Here is a 19,969-nt window from a genome sequence, read left to right as displayed (position 1 = left end):
TTAGAGGCTATGGTAGGAAACCGAAGGACAGTTTCGTGGTCCAAACTACCAACTACAAAGGAGTTACCTCACTAGCATGTTGAAACGTACCCGCTCGTTGGTTTGCTTATGTATTGCTGCCGCGATATCGACACCCCAAGTCTCATACGCCGAATTGGACTTACCTGACATTGGCACTGCTGCTGGCGCCACACTGACCATAGATCAAGAACTTATCTATGGTGATGCCTACATGAGGATGATCAGAGCAAGCTCACCCATCGTCAACGACCCTGTGTTGAACGAGTACATTGACTCAGTTGGTCATCGCTTGGTATCCAGTGCGAATGACGTGAAAACGCCTTTCACGTTCTTCATGATTCGCGACCGCAACATTAACGCGTTTGCTTTCTTCGGTGGTTACGTAGCACTGCACTCAGGTCTATTCCTACATGCTCATACGGAAAGTGAACTCGCTTCGGTAATGGCGCACGAAATCGCACACGTCACCCAGCGACATCTGGCACGCCGTATGGAAGATGAAGCTCGTCGCTCTCCTGCCACGGTTGCCGCTCTAGTAGGCTCATTGCTACTCGCCATCGCTGCACCGCAAGCGGGTATGGCTGCGTTAACGGCAACAACAGCAGGCTCAATGCAGGCATCCATCAACTACACACGTAGTAACGAGAAAGAAGCCGATCGCTTTGGTATCGCAACACTGGCGCGCGCTCAATTTGATGTCAATGACATGCCACGCTTTTTCGGTCGACTCGCCGATGAGTATCGATACGCCAGCAAGCCACCACCAATGCTGTTGACTCACCCATTACCAGAAGACCGTATTACCGATACTCGCGAACGTGCACAGGCCTATCCGCCACTGCGCGTACAACCATCGATCAATTACCATTTGGCTAGAGCGCGCATCGTAGCACGCCAGGCTGGTATTAAATCTGATGCCGCTTTGGATTGGTTTGAACGCACAGCGCGAAAAGCATCACCAAAAATACAAAACTCATTTGAGTACGGTAAAGCCTTGGTGTATCTAGATACCAACAAGCTCGACAAGGCAGAAGAGATACTGACTAAGCTGCTCGACTATGACCCAAACAACAACTTCTATTTAGATGCCGCATCGGATCTGTACATCGCTAAGAAGCAGCCTGAAAAAGCAGCTGAGATGATGAAAAGTGCACTGCTCGTGAAACCCAACAATGCGGTGATTTCCATCAACTACGCCAATGCCCTGATAGAAAGCGACAAGCTTGACGAAGCGATCAAAGTACTACAGCGATATACTCACGACAGACCGAATGACACCAATGGTTGGCATTTGCTGTCTGATGCCAATATCAAAAAAGGCAACAGCGCAGAAGACTTAGCAGCGCGTGCTGAGATCATGGCATTAAACGCTCAGTGGGATAAGTCGATTCAGATGTACTCCCAAGCCAGTCAGCTTGCGGAGCTTGGAAGCTTAAAACAAGCACGCTATGACGCTCGTATTGACCAGTTATTGGTCCAACGAGAGCGCTTCATGGCTCTACAATAAAAAACACAAAGGAAACGATATGTCAGTCACCATCTTTCACAACCCTCGCTGCTCAAAAAGCCGACAAACCCTATCTCTACTAGAGGAAAAAGGTGTTCAACCTGACGTTGTGAAATACCTCGATACACCACCGACGGTTGAGAAGCTCAAAGAGATTTTTGAGCAGCTCGAGCTAGAAAGCGTACGTGCGATGATGCGTACCAAGGAAGATATCTATAAACAGCTTAACCTAGCCGACCCAGCGCTTACAGACGATCAACTTTTCCAAGCTATGTTTGAGAATCCTAAGCTGATTGAGCGCCCTATCGTGATCAATAACGGCAAAGCCCGTCATGGTCGCCCGCCAGAGCAAGTACTTGAGATCCTATAATGGCTTGCCAGATTCTGGTGTTGTACTACAGCCGTCATGGCAGCACTCAGCGTTTAGCTAGAGCCATCGCTCGTGGCGTTGAGTCTGTTGATGGCTGTGAAGCTATCCTGCGTACAGTACCCGAGCTTGATACGAGCCGAGAAGAGTCGGGCGATATCAATGTCTCTATCTCCGAGCTTAAAGCATGTGACGGTCTCGCCATGGGCAGCCCTGTATGGTTTGGCAACATGGCAGCACCTCTCAAACACTTTTGGGATCAAACCACCAGCTTGTGGTTAAGTGGCGATCTTATTGATAAGCCAGCTTGCGTGTTTACTTCTTCCTCATCAATGCATGGTGGACAAGAAAGTACGGCAATGAGCATGATGTTACCGCTGCTTCATCACGGTATGATGATTATGGGTATTCCATACAGTGAACCACAGTTGCACTCGACCACAACAGGAGGCACCCCCTATGGTGCATCTCATGTTGCCAACTCAAGTGTTCAGCTCAGTGATGATGAACTTGCACTCGCCTCTGCGCTAGGGCAACGATTAGCTTCTACAGCATACAAGCTCAAGCACAACTAGGTATCAGGGATTAGGTACAACAATGACCAGCAATACTTTAATCAACACCGCTAACATGCGCGCTTTCGCCCTGTCGGCAAACTTTGCCTTGTTATGTTGGGTTGGGCTTTGGCATGGCTTTTTGTCGCCACACCCACACATCAACCCTATTGCTCTCACCGTAGCTTGGATGATTCCGCTATTACTACCACTGCCTGGTATTTTGGCGGGTAAGCCCTACACTCATGCTTGGGCTAATTTTGTTTTAATGCTCTACTTTTTGCACGCACTGACTTTGCTCTATGCAGACGAAGGGGAACGTTGGTTAGCAGCCGTTGAACTTGTTTTGACCAGCTTGGCATTTGTCGGTAATACCGTCTACGCGCGCCTCAAAGGTAAGGAGATGGGTCTCAAGTTGCCAAGGCTCTCTTCCGTGGAAAAAAAAGAGCGCGAACGGTTTGGCAAATAAGCGTATATTAGATACAAAAAAGGAGGCTAACGCCTCCTTTTTGCTAGGTATTTCTAGTACAACCATTCAAACCGTAATGCTGGACCCACAGGCTGAGCAACGTCAACTGAAGGTGCTTGCACGCTTTCAGATACAGGGGTCTCAGTACTCACCTCACCGCTCGCGTCTACCGCATTATCCTGTGGCAGTGAACCATCTGTTGTCTCAGTCACCTCAGTTTCTGGTACTACAACTTGGTTATCTTCCATCTCGATTTGCTCTGATTTCTTCACTAAACCCAGTCTAAGCACCTCTTCCTCGAACGACTCAAGTGAGCCAAGCAGAGATACTCGTACTGTTACTTCATCGCCATTGATCTCAGCAACATCAACTTTAGCTGTAGACGCTAAACGGCCTAGTGCGCGTTCTAGCGTGAAGAAAGCATCGGCATTGCTAATGCGCGAGAAAGACACGGTAACCATACCAGCACTTTCGCCCAACACGGTTGAAGCGTTTTGAGCTGCGTAGTAGTCACTGATTTCGTCTATTGCTGTCGCAACAGCCAGCTCGCCAGAGGCAGAACCGGTAATTGGTGCCAAGGTGTTTTTGCCCAATTTATCCGGCGTTTGGTCATACAGAGTATAACGAAGGCTGTTGCCCTGAAGACGAATCACGGCAACGGCATCAACAGGATAACGTAAACTAGCCTGTGCGATAGGTTCTACAAAGCCACCCCAAAGGTCGGTCGTTTGAACGCCAGTAATGTCATCGAAGTCACCGATTGGAAAAGTCAGTGGCAAACCACGACGGTTGGCTTCCTTTTTCAGCTGATTCGCATTCGCGGAGTTGGTGTGCTCCCATACGATAGAGCGGTCATAACCGTTATCTTCTACAAGCCATACCATCACGTTTTTACGCTCTACCGGCCACGATGACAAATCAGCCTGAGTAAGTAGTGTATTGATTTGCTGACTATTAAAGGTCAGGCGCATCGCTTGTTGCCCATCAACCTGGGTATAGCCAAGTTGAGTAATGTATTGTGAGCTTTTGCCTAGTGCCTTCTTGACTACTGGGTTTGTTGCCGCACTTGAGTCACCGCTTGCTTTCACCAACACATCCAACATACCTTGCTGGCGAGCGAGTTCATCAGCATTCGGCTGCTCTGAGTCCACAACGACCTCGGTCGAATAGATATCGACTTTTGTCAACGCATACGCTGGCAAAGCACACGCAGCAGCCAACAACAAAGCTAAATAACGCATAAGCATCCTAAATTACAAACAGATAAGCCGAAATGATAAGCAAGTATGGGATTTGGAGCAAGCTCACTGCTTCAAGGTTTGGTCAATATGTGTTTTTACTCAATACCATTGGCGGATCCAATACTAATAGCGCCAAGCTATTGAGATTTATCCAACAAAAATCCAGCAATATTTAAATAGATCATTAAGTAAACGATTGCGAAGTGTTAGAATCCTGCACGTTTTGCTTACTCTTTTTTGACTTGCTTGGAAAAACATTATGAAAACGATCTTACAAGGCTCGCAAATGCTGTTCGTCGCATTTGGCTCCTTGGTACTCGTACCTCTTCTAACTGGACTTGATCCTAACGTTGCACTGTTTGGTGCTGGTGTCGGCACGCTATTGTTCCAATTGGTGACTCGTCGCAGTGTGCCTATCTTCCTAGCGTCTTCGTTCGCCTTCATTGCACCTATTATGTTTGGTGTGCAAACTTGGGGTGTCGGCGCGACCATGGGTGGCTTGATGGCTGCTGGTATCGTCTATGTACTCATGGGCGCTGTGATCAAAGCGAAAGGCGTTGAGGTTATCCACAAATTACTGCCACCTGTTGTTGTTGGACCTGTAATTATGGTTATCGGTTTGGGTCTTGCACCTGTTGCGGTAAACATGGCGCTAGGTAAAACAGGCGATGGTGCAGTACAACTTATCGATGGTAATGCCGCGCTTTGGATCTCTGCGATTTCACTTCTGGTCACTATCAGTGTGAGTGTGTTCGCCAAAGGCTTCCTGAAGCTACTACCTATCGTAAGTGGTATCTTGGCCGGTTACGTGACGAGCTTATTCTTTGGTGTTGTAGACTTTACACCTGTCGTTCAAGCGTCTTGGCTATCACTACCCAACTTCACTGCACCAGAATTTAATATCAATGCGATTCTGTTTATGCTTCCTGTGGCTATCGCTCCTGCGGTTGAGCACGTGGGTGATATGCTCGCCATCTCAAACGTAACGGGCAAAGACTACTTGAAGAAGCCTGGCCTTCACCGCACGATTACAGGTGACGGTGTGGCAACGATCGCAGCATCAATGGTTGGCGCGCCGCCGAATACTACGTACAGTGAGGTAACCGGCGCTGTTATGCTGACTAAAGCCTTTAACCCAGTGATCATGACTTGGGCAGCGGTGACGGCAATCGTACTAGCACTTGTTGGCAAGCTAGGTGCTATTTTGCAGACGATCCCTGTCCCGGTGATGGGCGGCATCATGATTCTGCTATTTGGTTCTATCGCGACAGTCGGTCTTAACACACTAATCAAGAACAACGTCGATCTTCACAAGTCACGTAACCTAGTGATTGTTGCTATCACCCTTGTATTTGGTATCGGCGGCATGGCATTTGGCATCGGTGACTTCAGCCTTCAAGGTGTGAGCCTATGTGGTATTGTGGCAATCATTCTTAACCAAATCTTGCCAGATGACCTAGGTGAAAACAAAGTGGTTGATAATGCGCAGATGGAAGATTAATTCCTCGGGCACAAAAAAGGCTGACACACTGTCAGCCTTTTCTATATGCGCTAGTCTATATGCGCTAGCTAATCGGTAATTATTGAGTACCGAAGATCTTATCGCCTGCATCGCCTAGACCAGGTACGATGTAGCCTTTGTCGTTTAGGCACTCATCGATAGCTGCTGTGTACATTTCAACATCTGGGTGTGCCTTCTCAAGCGCTTCGATACCTTCTGGCGCAGCAACAAGAACCAATACTTTAATGTGCTTACAGCCTTTTTCTTTTAGTAGGTCAATCGTTGCAATCATTGAACCACCTGTTGCCAGCATAGGGTCAACAACTAGAGCAATACGCTCGTCGATGTTAGACGCTAGCTTGTTGAAGTAAGGTACAGGCTCAAGTGTTTCCTCATCACGGTAGATACCAACCACACTGATACGCGCGCTTGGCATGTGCTCAAGTACACCGTCCATCATGCCAAGACCAGCACGCAGGATTGGCACTACAGTCACTTTCTTACCTTTGATTTGGTCAATCTCTACAGGACCATTCCAACCTTCGATCGCCACTTTCTCAGTTTCAAAGTCTGCAGTCGCTTCATACGTCAACAGGCTACCAACTTCAGTGGCTAGTTCACGGAAACGCTTTGTGCTGATGTCCCCTTCACGCATCAAACCCAATTTGTGTTTTACTAGAGGGTGTTTAACTTCAACAACTTTCATGTCCAACTCCGGCTAAATTTTACAAAACCTGCAAATTATACATGGTTTCTTTCACTATTTCAGTCAGCAATGTGGCTAAAATGCCCTTTGTTAGCACTAAAAGTCGATCTAGCAACGTCAAATCAATAGATTAGCTTTCTCGGAAAATAGTTTGTATTTTCTTACGCAAACGTTTTCCTTTTTGTTTAAACCCCTGTTAGAATAGCGCCGCTTTTCACATCCATTTATTTATCGAGGACTGTCCCGTGAGCGGAAACAACACTTCCCTAAGCTATAAAGACGCTGGTGTAGATATTGATGCAGGTAACGCATTAGTTGACCGTATTAAAGGCGCGGTTAAGCGCACTCGTCGCCCTGAAGTAATGGGAGGCATCGGTGGATTTGGTGCTTTATGTGAGTTGCCAACAAAATACAAAGAGCCGGTACTTGTTTCTGGTACAGACGGTGTTGGCACAAAACTACGCCTAGCACTAGACATGAACAAGCACGACACTATCGGTATCGACCTTGTTGCTATGTGTGTGAACGATCTTATCGTTCAAGGTGCAGAGCCACTATTTTTCCTAGATTACTATGCAACTGGCAAACTAGATGTTGATACCGCTGCAGACGTAGTTTCTGGTATTGCTGAAGGCTGTGTACAAGCTGGTTGTTCACTAATTGGTGGCGAAACAGCAGAAATGCCAGGCATGTACGAAGGCGAAGATTACGACGTCGCTGGCTTCTGTGTTGGTGTCGTTGAGAAATCTGAAGTTATCGATGGCACAAAAGTAGCCGCAGGTGATGCACTTATCGCTGTTGGCTCAAGCGGTCCACACTCAAACGGCTACTCGCTTATCCGCAAGATTCTTGAAGTTTCTGGCGCAGATAAGAACGAAAAGCTAGGTGAGCGCACCATCGGTGAACACCTACTAGAACCAACAAAAATTTATATCAAATCAGCTCTGAAAATGATCGCTGAGCACGATATCCACGCTATCTCTCACATCACTGGCGGCGGTTTCTGGGAAAACATCCCACGCGTACTGCCAGAGGGCACAAAAGCAGTTATCGACGGTAACAGCTGGGAATGGCCTGCTATCTTCAACTGGCTACAAGAGAAAGGCAACGTTGATACATTCGAAATGTACCGTACTTTCAACTGTGGTGTAGGTCTAATCGTTGCTCTACCTAAAGCGCAAGCTGACGCAGCGGTTGAGCTTCTAAAAGCTGAAGGCGAGAACGCTTGGGTAATTGGTGAGATCGCGACTGCAGAAGCTGGTGAAGAGCAAGTAGAGATCAATTAATTTCATGAAGAATATCGTTGTTTTAGTTTCAGGGAATGGTACTAACTTGCAGGCAATTATTGATGCCTGCGAGTCGACTATCACAAATGCTAAAGTCCGTGCTGTTTTCTCGAATAAAGAATCCGCATTTGCACTAGAACGTGCTCGCAAAGCTGGCGCCGAGGCAGAGTTCCTTGATCCTAAGCTAAGTGAAACACGCGAGGCATTTGATGCTGAGTTGATGCACCGTATTGATGTACATAATCCAGATCTTTTAGTGCTGGCTGGCTACATGCGAATCTTGAGTGGTGAGTTCGTTCGTCACTACATGGGTCGAATGATTAACATTCACCCTTCGCTACTGCCTAAGTACCCTGGTCTGAATACGCACCAACGTGCTATCGAGAACTGCGATGAGCACCACGGCACCAGCATTCACTTTGTGACTGAGAAACTTGACGGTGGTCCTATCGTGCTTCAGGCAAAAGTACCTGTATTCGATGACGATACCGTTGAAACACTAGAGCAACGTGTTCAAAGCCAAGAGCATAAGATCTACCCTCTTGTCGTGAAATGGTTTGTAGAAGACCGTTTGCAAATGGATGGCAGTAGAGCCCTACTTGACGGCATTGCCCTTGGACCACAAGGTTACGCTGACAAGTAAGCGCATTGACCTGTGAATGAAATAAAAAAGCGAGTGACTTGTCACTCGCTTTTTCTGTTTTAGAGAGGCTCAGTCGGTGCCTGGCTTTTCGGTTTCGCCTCGGCAAATGGAACATCTGCCAGATCATCGACATTCGATGCAACCAGCTCACCAAAGTGGAACAAGTTGTACTCTCCTGGCTTCATGCGATGCCACGTCTCATTGCCAGTCAGTGGCTGAGTCGCGACGACCGACACGACATCATTTGGCGTCGTCTCTTCTTGAAAGTTGATTGTAACATCTTCGTCTAACAAGGTCGCTTTGCCGAAAGGCGCTTTGCGCGTAATCCAGTAGAGATGGTTGGTACAGTAAGTCATAACAAACTCACCATCACTCAGCAGCATGTTATACACGCCCAGCTCTCTCAACTCGTCACAACACTCTGCCACATAGGCAAACATTGCCATCAGATCTTGAGGTGGCTCTGGGAAGCGTTGCTCCAGCTTTTTTAACAACCAACAAAACGACAGCTCGCTGTCCGTCTCCCCGACTGGGCGAAAGTGACCCGTTTCGAGGTGCTGATAATCACTTAGCTGGCCATTATGTGCGAAGGTCCAATAACGCCCCCACAACTCGCGAGTGAAGGGATGGGTATTCTCAAGATTCACTTTGCCACGATTCGCTTGGCGAATATGACTCACTACCGCCTTACTTTTAATCGGATAGTTTTGTACCAACTCTGCAATCTTGGAATCGCAGCTTGGTTGTGGATCTTTAAAGGTGCGAAAACCTTTACCTTCATAAAACGTTATGCCCCAGCCATCCTTGTGCGGACCCGTATTGCCCCCACGTTGAATCAAGCCAGTAAAGCTAAAACAAATATCTGTTGGCACATTGGCGCTCATGCCAAGCAATTCACACATTGAGTTTCCTACTCTTTGGTTCCGATCATTGAGAATAACAGTGCGTTGTTATTCCATTTCTTTTTCAACAAGCTGAATAATGATGTGGATGATTTTAATGTGCACTTCTTGGATACGATCTGCGTAGCCAAAGTGCGGTACACGAATTTCAATGTCAGCTGCACCCGCCATTTTACCACCATCTTTACCCGTTAGAGCTATGGTTTTCATGCCTTTCGCTTGAGCAGCTTCAATCGCTTTGAGGATATTCCCTGAGTTGCCCGATGTCGATAAGCCAAATAGCACGTCACCTGAACGACCTACGGCTTCTACGTAGCGAGAGAACACGAAGTCGTAACCGAAGTCATTACTCACACAAGAAAGGTGGCTAGGATCAGAAATTGCGATACCTGCGTAACCTGGACGGTTTTCACGATAACGGCCAGTTAACTCTTCTGCAAAGTGCATAGCATCACAGTGAGAGCCGCCGTTACCACAAGACAATACTTTACCTTCTTGTTTAAACGAGTCAGCGATCATCTTTGCTGCAGCTTCAATCTGAGCGATGTTGTGATCGTCACTAAGGAATTTGTTCAGTACTTCAGCAGCTTCGTTAAGCTCATTTCTAATCAAGTCTTGGTACATAGGTTTATTCTCTTTGTTTTTTGCGACATACACCTGATGTCTGTTCTCTTTGAGTTTACCTATAAACCCTTAACTCTGTCGATAGACGTAACCCTACCTGTTCATCGAATTGAGAAATATTGTCAATCAACGCACAAATATGCACATGGACTGCGTTTTCGCTTGCTCAATTTAGCACCAATTAGAGTAATTACTTTTCGGATTTTACATTTATGCAATATTTGAGTTACAATTATCACTGGTACGACCTCTTACCTTACATAAAACAATATGAGTCGAACCAAAACAACCATTGCGTAAAACAACAATAAGTACCCAGATAAAGGAACCATCATGGACATCTTGCTCTCACTCGTCGCCTTACTTGGCGCTATTGGTATTAGTTTTTATCAAAGAGCGTCATTGGCAAAATCCCTTCTGTTTATCACCGCAGTTATGGTGCTAGGCACGCTACTAGGCGTGTTTGGTGCGATTATGTGGGCGTTATATGTCGCCACTATTGCTATGTTGTGTGTCCCTGCAATTAGACAATCACTGGTGTCAGCAAAAGCACTAACCCTGTTTAGAAAAGTGCTTCCGGCTATGTCTCAGACGGAAAAAGAAGCATTGGATGCCGGTACCGTATGGTGGGAAGCTGAATTATTTAAAGGCAAACCTGACTGGCAGAAGCTGCAAAACATCACGCCTTCAAAACTAACAGAAGAAGAACAAGCGTTTCTTGATGGTCCAGTCAATGAAGTGTGTGCAATGGTCAATGACTTCCAAATCACCCATGAGCTTGCCGATTTGCCACCTGAAATTTGGCAATACCTAAAAGACAACAAGTTCTTCGCCATGATCATCAAGAAGCAATATGGCGGGCTTGAGTTCTCTGCGTACGCTCAGTCTTGTGTACTGCAAAAACTTTGCGCCGTTTCAACAGTCTTGTCTTCGACGGTGGGGGTACCAAACTCCCTCGGTCCAGGTGAGCTACTGCAACATTATGGTACCGAAGAGCAAAAAGACTACTATCTACCAAGGCTTGCGGTCGGCAAAGAGATCCCATGTTTCGCACTAACAAGCCCTGAGGCTGGCTCAGATGCAGGCTCCATTCCTGATTTTGGCATCGTCTGCAAGGGCCAATGGGAAGGTAAAGAAGTATTGGGCATGAAGCTGACTTGGAACAAGCGTTATATCACGCTTGCACCTGTAGCGACTGTGCTTGGTCTTGCTTTCAAACTGAGAGATCCCGACGGTCTATTAGGCGATGTTGAAGATCTTGGCATTACCTGTGCACTTATTCCAACTCATCTTAAAGGCGTTGAGATTGGTAATCGTCACTTCCCACTTAATGTACCGTTCCAAAATGGTCCTACTCGAGCAAACGAGCTGTTTGTCCCGATTGATTTCATCATCGGTGGTCAAAAGATGGCTGGCCAAGGGTGGCGCATGCTCGTTGAGTGTTTGTCAGTAGGTCGTGGTATTACTCTGCCTTCAAGCTCAACGGGTGGCATCAAGACAGCCGCTCTGGCGACTGGCGCTTACGCTCGCATCCGTCGTCAATTTAAACAACCCATCGGCCACATGGAAGGTATCGAAGAGCCATTAGCACGCCTTGGCGGTAACGCTTATGTCATGGATGCCGCGAGCCGCCTAACCGTCACCGGTATTGATTTAGGTGAGAAGCCATCAGTTATCTCAGCAATTGTTAAGTACCACTGTACACACCGTGGCCAACGCAGCGTCATTGATGCTATGGATATCGTTGGTGGTAAAGGTATCTGCTTGGGTCCATCGAACTTCCTAGGTCGTGGCTATCAAGGCGCGCCGGTTGCGATTACCGTTGAAGGCGCGAATATTTTGACTCGCTCAATGATCATCTATGGACAGGGGGCGATTCGTTGCCATCCATACGTCCTTGATGAGATGGAGGCCGCTCACTCATCTGCTTCAGATGCTGTGGACAAGTTTGATAAGGCATTAGCAGGTCACGTTGCCTTTACTATCAGTAACTTGGTTCGCAGTTTTTGGCTTGGCCTCACTGATGGTCGCGGCTCAGCAGCACCACATAAAGACGCGACAACGCGGTACTACCAGCAGCTTAATCGCTACAGCGCTAACTTAGCTCTTCTTTCTGATGTGTCCATGGCTGTTCTAGGTGGGTCACTCAAGCGTAAAGAGCGTCTGTCGGCACGTCTTGGTGATATCCTAAGTCAGCTATACCTAAGCAGCGCAACGCTAAAACGCTATGATGCAGAAGGACGCAACAGCGAAGATTTACCGCTACTGCATTGGGGTATGCAAGATAGCTTGCTACAAACGGAGCAGGCTCTTGATGACTTCTTAGCGAACTTCCCGAACAAAGCGATTGGTCGCTTGATGCGACTCATTGTGCTGCCATTTGGCAAGGTGCGTAAAGCCCCTTCAGACAAGTTAGATAGCCAAGTCGCTCGCATCCTACAAACGCCGAGTGCGGCTCGAACTCGCCTTGGCTATGGTCAATACCTCGAGCCAACTGAGCACAACGCTGTAGGACGAATCGAACAAGCGCTTGATATCATTCTTCGCGCCGAGCCAGTCTTTACTAAGGTATGTAAAGCACTAGAACAGCGTCGTCCTTTCACTCAATTGGACAAAGTCGCGACGCTAGGTCTAGAGAAAGGCATTCTTACTCAAGAAGAGGCAAACTTACTCACTACCGCAGAGGCGCATCGTCTGTACACAATTAATGTGGATGACTTCTCCCCTGAGGAGCTCGCCGCAAAGCCAGTTTACCCAGCGATGGAAGAAGTGGCTTAACACCTTCAAACCATTAATGCAAAAAGCCAGCAAGAGTTCATCTTGCTGGCTTTTTTGTGCTTATAAGGTGTGAGCTTAAATTAACTAGGCATCTTTAATTGCATCTCAGGTAACGAGGCTTTCGCCAACTTTCGACGCCTCAATAGCCACCAGGTGAGACCACCGACAATCAAAAGTATGAAGTTACCGGCGGCAATCGCAATTATCGCCTTTTTACGTACTTCTTGCCTATGCGCCAGTATTTGGGCTTCCTGCTCAGCCTTCTTACGTGCTTCTCGCGCCGCTTGCTGCATCTGTTCTGCCTTTGCTAGATCAATTGCCCCTACTACACTGAAAGTTCTATCTGGCAAGTCAAACACTAGGGCTCTTCCAGATGCGGCTTCATTTGCGTAGACATGTCCCGACCAATGATACGTTCCGATCTGATGGCGATCGTTAAACTGAATCAGCATCTCGTTTTCATCACGACCTGCTTGGTGCTGAACGATGCTCTCTGTTTCATCTGGCTCTTGAAGCTCAATCGAGGCAGCAAGTGACCCAGTTTCAATGGTGGCCGCCTCCCCTCTCACCTGAATGCGGTGCGGGACATCACCCTCACCTTGCAAGAAACGAGTGACGAACGGAGTGGGATAAACAAACACTTCTTGCTCAAGTGCTCGCAAGAAAACCCCGTTTCCGGTGGTAATTCGAACATTGTACTTACCCGGTTCGATAGTTATCGGCAGCTCAACCGTGAAGATGCCATCTCCTGCACGCTCATCCAAACCCTCGCCATTATCGAGGAACTCACCAATAACAATAGGAACAGGCGCGACTTTCGCCGTTGCTTGCGCTTGCTCCTCTAGATAGCGAGTCATAACAACGCGAAGGTTCACTCGGTCTAGGATATTTTCAACAATGAGTGGTTCATTATCCGTCATCAAGCGAGCGGTAAACTTTAGCTTCTCACCCTGATAGATGCGCTGCGGTAGGGTTTCTGCTTGCAAGGTCAACTGGGAGATAATCTGAATATTGTTCTTAGGCGTCACCTTACCAATTGCTTGCCAGGGCCCTGGCATCGGGCGCTCGATGGTAATCACGTCTACCGTCGGTTCCTCTATCCAATGAACATGCGATGGGTGGCGCCACGCGTAATATTTTTTGCCATCGGGTCTGACCAAGGTTACTGGCTTAGAACGGTCTTCTCGATAAACCAAAAAGGTAATTCGGTCGACGGTTTCATCCACACGAAACCGATTATCAAGAAATGGCATAGAGGACTCACTCGCGATTGCACCGACCGTCAGCGATAGCCACACCGCTATCGCTAGCATTATCCTCTGCATGTTTCTCTCCTACTGACGCCAGAGACAACTGCCGCCTTTTTCAACGATATCTAAACGCGCATTATGCGCATCTATTTCATCGGCAGAAGCGACCAAAACCTTTAATGATTTTCGTGAGGATGTGAGACGCTTAATAGATTCGCCACCAGCATCGCCATCAGATTGACCAGTATTGAACTGCATTGACGTCTGTCCACCAGTCATTGCTAGGTAAACGTCTGCCAAGATCTCCGCATCGAGCAATGCCCCGTGGAGAATACGAGCTGAGGTGTCGATAGTGTAGTGTTTCGCCAAAGAGTCTAGGTTTTTCCTAGCTGGCATGTTCGCCATGCGTTTTGCCATGGCGAGGGTATCGGTAATCTTGCAGTACTGCTCGGTCTTACCAATAGATGCATCCAGCATACCAAACTCATGGTCCATAAAGCCCACGTCGAAGGGCGCGTTGTGGGCAACCAGTTCGGCACCTTTGATAAACTCGAGGAACTCTTCATGTATCTGTTTGTAGAGTGGCTTGTCTAACAAGAACTCATCAGTAATACCGTGAACGTCAATCGCGTCAGGCTGGATCGCCATGTCCGGTTTGATATAGACATGGAAATGTCGACCAGTCAGCTTTCGATTAATGATCTCAACCGCACCGATTTCAATGATTCGATGCCCTTGGTAATGTGGCCCACCTTCTCGGTTCATACCGGTTGTTTCGGTATCGAGTACGACGATTCGGCGCTGTTCAGGATTGTGACTGGTATTCATGGCGTTTTGTATGTCAGACTATGTAGATAAACTCTCAAGACTCTATAGTATCAAATCATGACGAAGCAGGTTGAAATTTTCACTGATGGTTCCTGTTTAGGAAACCCAGGTCCTGGTGGCTACGGTATCGTTCTGCGCTATAAGCAAAACGAAAAGACCCTAGCAAAGGGCTACACGCTAACCACCAACAATCGAATGGAGATGTTGGCTACTATCGTTGCGCTTCAGGCACTTAAAGAGCCTTGTGAAGTCATATTGACCACAGATAGCCAATACGTTCGCCAAGGCATCACGCAATGGATCCATAACTGGAAAAAACGTGGCTGGAAAACAGCGGACAAAAAGCCTGTTAAAAACGCCGACTTATGGAAAGCGCTTGATGCCGAAACAACAAGACACTCCATAGATTGGCGCTGGGTAAAAGGTCACGCAGGGCACCGCGAGAATGAGATGTGTGATGAACTCGCACGTGCAGCCGCAGAAAATCCGACCGAAGAAGATACGGGTTACCAGCCGAGCTAGCTCGACTGTTTTTTATCCGCCGTTCGATAACTGACGCTCGCGGGCGTCAGTTTCTTTTTAAGACGCCAATGCGGCTTGATTGGTTTTAGCGGATAGGTACGCTTTCTCGCAACAATAAAGTACAAGCTCCCCATCGGTGATGCCCAATCACCAATACTGCTCTCAAGCCAGGTCCACATCGTCCTGTAGCGCTTCATTGGAAACAGTGCGTAGGTATCCGCGTAAACCACCTGATAGTTAAGTACCCCCAGCCAGTCTTTAATACGACCAGGCGTAAACATTCGCCCGCTCCACGGAAAGTTATTTTTTCGCCAAGGCATCAGGCTCGCTAAGCCAGTAAAACTCATGGGATTAAAGCCGGTAAGAATTAAGTAACCATCGTCCATCATTACGCGATCGACTTCGCGCAGCATTCGATGAGGGTCTTCGGCATACTCTAGCTGATGAGAAAGGATAATCGCATCAAAACTCTTTTCTAAAAATGGCAATTCGTAGCGGTCAGCGATAACATTGTGAAGAGGGTTTTTAACATCAAGATTGACTTGATGCTGAATATTGCAATTGCAGCTCGTTAACTCGCAGCTCAATCCACCAAGCTTTAGTAGGTGGTAGCCAAATAGCTTAGGGCACCATTCGTCGAGGCGAGTTTGAATCGACTCGGACACCCATTGCCCATTGGCGAGTTCATCCCATGAATGAGGATGGTCGACTTTTTTCTTGCTGCGAGCTGGCTTCATATTCGGGCGATCTCCCAAACCGAACTGGAGAAACAACAATGTTACATATCAAAAGCATACCTGCATTTAATGACAATTACATCTGGCTTATTCAAAATAACCAAAACTTGTGTGCTGTCGTCGATCCAGGGGATGCAGAGCCGGTTATCGACTACTTAGAACGCCACGATCTTGAGCTGGTCACTATCCTCGTGACTCATCACCACTGGGACCATACGGGCGGAATTGAGAAGCTGGTAGAGAAGTATCCTTCTATTAGTGTTATTGGCCCTGAACATTCTTCAACCGAACATCTGACTCACCGAGTGTCGGAAGGCCATCGCATCAACCTATTCCAAGAAGAGTTTTTAGTTTTAAATTTACCGGGGCACACGCTCGACCATGTTGGTTATGTCGGTGATGGTAAGCTTTTTTGCGGTGACGTGCTCTTTTCAGCAGGTTGCGGACGTATCTTTGAAGGCACACCAGAGCAAATGTACAACTCGCTACAAAAACTCACCCTGCTTCCCGAAGAAACGGAAGTGTACTGCACCCACGAATACACACTAAGCAATCTAGCGTTTGCTCTCGCCGTCGAGCCACACAATGAGTTTTTGCATCAGTATCGCGATCAAGCCAACCAAAAACGAGCACAGGGGATTCCTACACTACCTACCTCAATCGCTGTGGAAAAAAGGATCAATCCATTCCTAAGAACAACCCAAACAGAAGTTGTGAGCTCGGTTGCAAATCGCAGTGTGAATAATGATCCACTCGCCACTTTTACCGCGCTTCGTGAGTGGAAGAACGAATTTTAACGTTTTGCTGCTTGTTTGACCCAACGCCTATTAGTATTATGCTCAACCGTTCAAGTAAGAGGTTGTAGCAAACACAATGCATAAGAAATACAGTTGGGCATTCGCCCTGTTGCTGGCTGGTTGTCAAATGACTCAGCCAGATTCAAGCAGTACCACAACAGAGCCTACCAACTCTCCTGCAGAAACAGCGACAACTACAACAACAAAGCCCGTTTCAGTAACCACTCCAGATGTAAAACAAGCACCGAAAGCGCTGACGCCTCAACAACAAGAGGATGTGTGGAAGCGTATCGCGATGCAGCTGGAGATGGAGATCCCAAATAATGCGAAAGTCGACTACTATCGCAAGTGGTACATCAAACATCCAAATCATTTAAAGACGGTGTCGCAACGTGCACAGCCGTTTTTATACCTAATCACGGAAGAAATCGAGGCTCGCGATCTACCGCTTGAGCTTGCGCTGCTTCCTATTGTCGAGAGCTCATTTGACGCCTTTGCCTACTCACACGGTAGTGCCGCTGGCTTGTGGCAATTTGTGCCTGCAACCGGCAAAGCGTTTGGTTTGGACCAAACTTATTGGTTTGACGGACGTCGTGACGTGACTCTATCGACCAACGCGGCGCTCGATTACCTAACCCAGCTAAACAATCGTTTTGATGGTAACTGGAACCATGCTATCGCTGCTTATAACAGTGGCGGCGGCCGTGTTTCTAGTGCTATCCGTAAAAACCGCAATGCTGGCAAACCGATCGACTTCTTCTCATTGGATCTTCCAAAAGAGACCAGTGGCTACGTACCAAAACTGCTAGCGCTCGCCGACATTCTGGCGAATGCTGAGAAATACGGCGTAGAGATCCCACCTATTCCGAACAAGCCAGTGTTGGAGCTGATCGACCCGAACGAGCAACTTGATCTTGCGATCGCAGCGAAATACGCGGGTATCTCTGTCAAGGAGCTACAAAGCTATAACCCAGCTTACAATCAGTGGGCAACTGCGCCTGACGGTCCTCAAACTCTGTTGCTACCAATCGATAGCGTCGAGCAGTTCAATACTGAGCTTGAGAAAAACCGCGGTAAAGGCATGCGTTTAGTACGTTATAAGGTTAAGTCAGGCGACTCACTGAGTGTCATCGCTCAGCGCCACCAAACCACGACAAGCGTAGTTCGCAATGCGAATGGTCTGAAGAACAACAACATCCGTGCTGGTCAGTACCTGCTTGTACCTACCTCGACAAAAGATGACTCAACCTACAGCTTAAGCGCTTCAAACCGTTTAGCGAAAACGCAGTCAACGTCTCGTGGCAACTACAAAGTCACTCATCAGGTGAAAAGTGGTGACAGCCTGTGGTCTATCGCGAAAGCGAACAAGGTCTCTCATCAGTCACTAGCAAAATGGAACGGCATGGGTCCTCGCGATACCTTGCGTATCGGACAAGAGCTGGTTATCTGGAAAAATGCCAGCGACGGTGCAGTCATTCGCACGGTTTTCTATTCGGTACGCAGTGGCGATACCATTAGCGGTATTGCACAGAAGTTCAAGGTTCGCACTAACGACGTCGTGAAGTGGAATAGCCTGCAGAAGAGCAAGTACCTGAAGCCGGGTCAGAAGTTGAAGTTGTATGTGGATGTCACTAAGACAAGCGCATAGTGACTTTCACCGTAATAAAAACCAGTCTTCAGACTGGTTTTTTTATGGCTGGAATCTAGCACCGATACCAATTTCTATCGGTCAGACAATAAAAAACGCCAAGCATGAAAGCTTGGCGTTTTTCAGAGTATTTTACGTTATGGGCGGTAAACCTTAACGTTGCTGTAGCCTTGCTCTTGAAGATAAAGCGCTTGCAGTCGACTCATCACACCGCGGTCACAATAAAGTAGGTAAGTCTTAGACTGGTCAAGATCACCAAACTTAGTGCCAAGCTTGAAGAACGGTAGGTGTTTCACTTCAACGCCATCCAACTCTAATGGATTCTCGTCTTCTTCTTCCGCACTGCGAATGTCTAGTACGATAGCATCGTTTTCAACTGCTTCCACTTGCTCTACCTCCGGTGCCTGCTCTTGGCTCTCTTTCTCGATATCACGGATATCGATCATACGAGCGTCACGCACCACTTGTTCAAGCACAGAGAAATCAAATTTCTCTTCTTCCGCTTCTAGCTTAGATTTCACCGCTTTAACCGTCGGCTTGCGAGAAATCACGCCACAGTATTCTGGCATGGTTTTAGCAAAATCTTCGGTGCCGATTTCACGCGCTAGGTCGATGATGTCTTCTTTATCCCAGTTGATAAGAGGACGAAGAATCAGAGTATCAGTGACGCCATCGATATGACGCAGGTTAGTCAGTGTTTGGCTCGATACCTGACCCAGTGCTTCACCTGTCACGAGTGCTTCAATACCGAACTTTTCAGCAAGCATGCCACCAGCACGCATAAACATACGCTTGAGGATGACGCCCATTTGGCCGTCTTCTACTTTTTCTAGGATCTCAGCAACAACCGGTTCGAAATCGACAGAGATGAACTTCACCTTCGCTGACGAGCCGTACTTGTTCCACAAAAAGTGTGCTACTTGCTTAACACCAATCTCGTGAGCAGGGCCGCCTAGGTTGAAGAAGCAGTAATGCGTCTTTGAGCCACGTTTGATATGCAGGTAACTCGATACACCAGAGTCGAAACCGCCAGAGATAAGGCTGAGTACGTCTTCTTGAGTACCTAGAGGGAAACCGCCAAGGCCTTTGTGACGTGCGATAACTTGGTTAAGCTTGTCGTTTGCAACCTCGATGTTTACCGTCACATCCGGCTTAGACAGCTTCACACGCGCACTTTCTACCGCTTGATTCAGACCGCCGCCAACGTAGCGCTCAAGCTCAATCGAGGTAAAGTCATGCTTACCGCGACGCTTCGCACGCACGACGAAGGTTTTGCCTTCAATACGCTTGCCGTTAAGTTCTAGAACTTGCTCATAGATATCGTGCATGTCAGCAAAATCAGATTGCTGAACCTCAAGCACGTGGTGGATACCAGGGGTCTGAGTCAGAATCTCCAATACCTCTTTGTGGTATTGGTCTGAACTTGCACTCACTTCAATGTGGTCACGACGGTTAAACACCGCCACCGATTCCGTACGGCGCTGGATAATGATTCGCAGGTTGCACTCAAGGATCCTCGTAAAGCGCTTACGCACTGAATCGCTTTTTACAAAAATCTCTGGATGGGGCTTTACGATAAATCTCATAG

The 19,969-nt window shown here is 47.6% G+C and carries 19 protein-coding genes; 11 read left to right on the top strand and 8 right to left on the bottom strand.

What is annotated here, in order from left to right; all coding sequences use genetic code 11:
- Window positions 1–76 precede the first annotated feature (76 nt).
- From LY387_RS03495 to LY387_RS03480, 4 genes are read left to right on the top strand one after another with little or no spacing between them, the layout of a single operon-like run.
- Window positions 77–1,528, top strand: a complete 1,452-nt coding sequence (locus LY387_RS03495; protein ID WP_234495331.1) for a tetratricopeptide repeat protein — start codon at window positions 77–79, stop codon at window positions 1,526–1,528.
- 19 nt (window positions 1,529–1,547) lie between these two features.
- A complete protein-coding gene (arsC, locus tag LY387_RS03490) occupies window positions 1,548–1,898 on the top strand; it encodes an arsenate reductase (glutaredoxin) (protein WP_128650394.1) in 351 nt (116 codons plus the stop codon).
- Window positions 1,898–2,470: an NAD(P)H:quinone oxidoreductase gene (gene wrbA, locus LY387_RS03485; RefSeq protein ID WP_042473778.1), complete on the top strand. Its 573-nt coding sequence runs from the start codon at window positions 1,898–1,900 to the stop codon at window positions 2,468–2,470. Before arsC ends, wrbA begins: the two co-directional genes overlap by 1 nt.
- 22 nt (window positions 2,471–2,492) lie before the next feature.
- Complete coding sequence (locus tag LY387_RS03480; protein WP_128650393.1) at window positions 2,493–2,918, top strand: DUF2069 domain-containing protein; 426 nt, start codon at window positions 2,493–2,495, stop codon at window positions 2,916–2,918.
- A 53-nt stretch (window positions 2,919–2,971) separates the two neighbouring features.
- On the opposite strand, the gene LY387_RS03475 is transcribed toward LY387_RS03480, so the two are convergent.
- Complete coding sequence (locus LY387_RS03475) at window positions 2,972–4,159, bottom strand: DUF2066 domain-containing protein (protein WP_234495330.1); 1,188 nt, start codon at window positions 4,157–4,159, stop codon at window positions 2,972–2,974.
- Between the two features lie 259 nt (window positions 4,160–4,418).
- On the opposite strand from LY387_RS03475, the gene LY387_RS03470 reads away from it, so the two are divergent.
- Complete coding sequence (locus tag LY387_RS03470; protein ID WP_234495329.1) at window positions 4,419–5,660, top strand: uracil-xanthine permease family protein; 1,242 nt, start codon at window positions 4,419–4,421, stop codon at window positions 5,658–5,660.
- 79 nt (window positions 5,661–5,739) lie between these two features.
- On the opposite strand, the gene upp is transcribed toward LY387_RS03470, so the two are convergent.
- A complete protein-coding gene (gene upp / locus LY387_RS03465; RefSeq protein WP_234495328.1) occupies window positions 5,740–6,366 on the bottom strand; it encodes a uracil phosphoribosyltransferase in 627 nt (208 codons plus the stop codon).
- Between the two features lie 245 nt (window positions 6,367–6,611).
- On the opposite strand from upp, the gene purM reads away from it, so the two are divergent.
- Both purM and purN read left to right on the top strand, forming a co-directional pair.
- Window positions 6,612–7,652 carry a phosphoribosylformylglycinamidine cyclo-ligase gene (gene purM / locus LY387_RS03460; RefSeq protein WP_234495327.1) on the top strand — a complete coding sequence of 347 codons (1,041 nt, stop codon included), beginning with the start codon at window positions 6,612–6,614 and terminating at the stop codon, window positions 7,650–7,652.
- A 4-nt stretch (window positions 7,653–7,656) separates the two neighbouring features.
- Window positions 7,657–8,295, top strand: coding sequence for a phosphoribosylglycinamide formyltransferase (gene purN / locus LY387_RS03455; RefSeq protein ID WP_234495326.1), 639 nt, complete (start codon window positions 7,657–7,659; stop codon window positions 8,293–8,295).
- A gap of 59 nt (window positions 8,296–8,354) precedes the next feature.
- Here the strand turns inward: purN and LY387_RS03450 are convergent, their stop codons facing one another.
- Both LY387_RS03450 and lpcA read right to left on the bottom strand, forming a co-directional pair.
- The gene (locus LY387_RS03450) at window positions 8,355–9,197 is read right to left on the bottom strand and encodes a class II glutamine amidotransferase (protein WP_128648968.1); all 843 of its coding nucleotides are present in this window, start codon (window positions 9,195–9,197) and stop codon (window positions 8,355–8,357) included.
- Between the two features lie 48 nt (window positions 9,198–9,245).
- Entirely contained in the window at window positions 9,246–9,821 is a 576-nt protein-coding gene (gene lpcA, locus LY387_RS03445) for a D-sedoheptulose 7-phosphate isomerase (protein ID WP_128648969.1), read from the bottom strand.
- A gap of 333 nt (window positions 9,822–10,154) precedes the next feature.
- Between lpcA and fadE the strand changes: the two genes are divergently transcribed.
- Window positions 10,155–12,599, top strand: a complete 2,445-nt coding sequence (fadE, locus tag LY387_RS03440; RefSeq protein WP_234495325.1) for an acyl-CoA dehydrogenase FadE — start codon at window positions 10,155–10,157, stop codon at window positions 12,597–12,599.
- An 80-nt stretch (window positions 12,600–12,679) separates the two neighbouring features.
- Here the strand turns inward: fadE and LY387_RS03435 are convergent, their stop codons facing one another.
- Together LY387_RS03435 and dnaQ are read right to left on the bottom strand one after the other, a co-directional pair.
- Window positions 12,680–13,924 (bottom strand): TIGR03503 family protein, encoded by a 1,245-nt coding sequence (locus LY387_RS03435; protein WP_234495324.1) that lies wholly within the window; start codon window positions 13,922–13,924, stop codon window positions 12,680–12,682.
- Between the two features lie 9 nt (window positions 13,925–13,933).
- Entirely contained in the window at window positions 13,934–14,677 is a 744-nt protein-coding gene (gene dnaQ, locus LY387_RS03430) for a DNA polymerase III subunit epsilon (RefSeq protein ID WP_128648971.1), read from the bottom strand.
- 57 nt (window positions 14,678–14,734) lie between these two features.
- Here dnaQ and rnhA point away from each other — a divergent pair, with 57 nt between their 5' ends.
- The gene (gene rnhA, locus LY387_RS03425) at window positions 14,735–15,199 is read left to right on the top strand and encodes a ribonuclease HI (protein WP_234495323.1); all 465 of its coding nucleotides are present in this window, start codon (window positions 14,735–14,737) and stop codon (window positions 15,197–15,199) included.
- Here the strand turns inward: rnhA and LY387_RS03420 are convergent.
- Window positions 15,196–15,936 (bottom strand): class I SAM-dependent methyltransferase, encoded by a 741-nt coding sequence (locus LY387_RS03420; RefSeq protein WP_234495322.1) that lies wholly within the window; start codon window positions 15,934–15,936, stop codon window positions 15,196–15,198. The genes rnhA and LY387_RS03420 overlap by 4 nt on opposite strands.
- Before the next feature lie 38 nt (window positions 15,937–15,974).
- Between LY387_RS03420 and gloB the strand changes: the two genes are divergently transcribed.
- Complete coding sequence (gene gloB, locus LY387_RS03415; RefSeq protein ID WP_234495321.1) at window positions 15,975–16,733, top strand: hydroxyacylglutathione hydrolase; 759 nt, start codon at window positions 15,975–15,977, stop codon at window positions 16,731–16,733.
- Window positions 16,734–16,809: 76 nt separating this feature from the next.
- A complete protein-coding gene (locus tag LY387_RS03410; RefSeq protein ID WP_234495320.1) occupies window positions 16,810–18,381 on the top strand; it encodes a LysM peptidoglycan-binding domain-containing protein in 1,572 nt (523 codons plus the stop codon).
- Between the two features lie 137 nt (window positions 18,382–18,518).
- Here LY387_RS03410 and thiI read toward each other — a convergent pair whose 3' ends face one another.
- Window positions 18,519–19,967: a tRNA uracil 4-sulfurtransferase ThiI gene (thiI, locus tag LY387_RS03405; protein ID WP_234495319.1), complete on the bottom strand. Its 1,449-nt coding sequence runs from the start codon at window positions 19,965–19,967 to the stop codon at window positions 18,519–18,521.
- Between the last annotated feature and the right edge of the window lie 2 nt (window positions 19,968–19,969).

This window comes from Vibrio maritimus (assembly GCF_021441885.1).
GTDB classification, from domain to species: domain Bacteria; phylum Pseudomonadota; class Gammaproteobacteria; order Enterobacterales; family Vibrionaceae; genus Vibrio; species Vibrio maritimus_B.
This window is presented reverse-complemented; position numbering and strand designations above follow the sequence as displayed.

Bases quoted from the DNA above. Each gene is read 5' to 3' on its own strand.
- LY387_RS03495 (WP_234495331.1), top strand. From the start codon at position 77: ATGTTGAAACGTACCCGCTCGTTGGTTTGCTTATGTATTGCTGCCGCG.
- arsC (WP_128650394.1), top strand. From the start codon at position 1,548: ATGTCAGTCACCATCTTTCACAACCCTCGCTGCTCAAAAAGCCGACAA.
- wrbA (WP_042473778.1), top strand. From the start codon at position 1,898: ATGGCTTGCCAGATTCTGGTGTTGTACTACAGCCGTCATGGCAGCACT.
- LY387_RS03480 (WP_128650393.1), top strand. From the start codon at position 2,493: ATGACCAGCAATACTTTAATCAACACCGCTAACATGCGCGCTTTCGCC.
- LY387_RS03475 (WP_234495330.1), bottom strand. From the start codon at position 4,159: ATGCGTTATTTAGCTTTGTTGTTGGCTGCTGCGTGTGCTTTGCCAGCG.
- LY387_RS03470 (WP_234495329.1), top strand. From the start codon at position 4,419: ATGAAAACGATCTTACAAGGCTCGCAAATGCTGTTCGTCGCATTTGGC.
- upp (WP_234495328.1), bottom strand. From the start codon at position 6,366: ATGAAAGTTGTTGAAGTTAAACACCCTCTAGTAAAACACAAATTGGGT.
- purN (WP_234495326.1), top strand. From the start codon at position 7,657: ATGAAGAATATCGTTGTTTTAGTTTCAGGGAATGGTACTAACTTGCAG.
- LY387_RS03450 (WP_128648968.1), bottom strand. From the start codon at position 9,197: ATGTGTGAATTGCTTGGCATGAGCGCCAATGTGCCAACAGATATTTGT.
- lpcA (WP_128648969.1), bottom strand. From the start codon at position 9,821: ATGTACCAAGACTTGATTAGAAATGAGCTTAACGAAGCTGCTGAAGTA.
- fadE (WP_234495325.1), top strand. From the start codon at position 10,155: ATGGACATCTTGCTCTCACTCGTCGCCTTACTTGGCGCTATTGGTATT.
- LY387_RS03435 (WP_234495324.1), bottom strand. From the start codon at position 13,924: ATGCAGAGGATAATGCTAGCGATAGCGGTGTGGCTATCGCTGACGGTC.
- dnaQ (WP_128648971.1), bottom strand. From the start codon at position 14,677: ATGAATACCAGTCACAATCCTGAACAGCGCCGAATCGTCGTACTCGAT.
- rnhA (WP_234495323.1), top strand. From the start codon at position 14,735: ATGACGAAGCAGGTTGAAATTTTCACTGATGGTTCCTGTTTAGGAAAC.
- LY387_RS03420 (WP_234495322.1), bottom strand. From the start codon at position 15,936: ATGAAGCCAGCTCGCAGCAAGAAAAAAGTCGACCATCCTCATTCATGG.
- gloB (WP_234495321.1), top strand. From the start codon at position 15,975: ATGTTACATATCAAAAGCATACCTGCATTTAATGACAATTACATCTGG.
- LY387_RS03410 (WP_234495320.1), top strand. From the start codon at position 16,810: ATGCATAAGAAATACAGTTGGGCATTCGCCCTGTTGCTGGCTGGTTGT.
- thiI (WP_234495319.1), bottom strand. From the start codon at position 19,967: ATGAGATTTATCGTAAAGCCCCATCCAGAGATTTTTGTAAAAAGCGAT.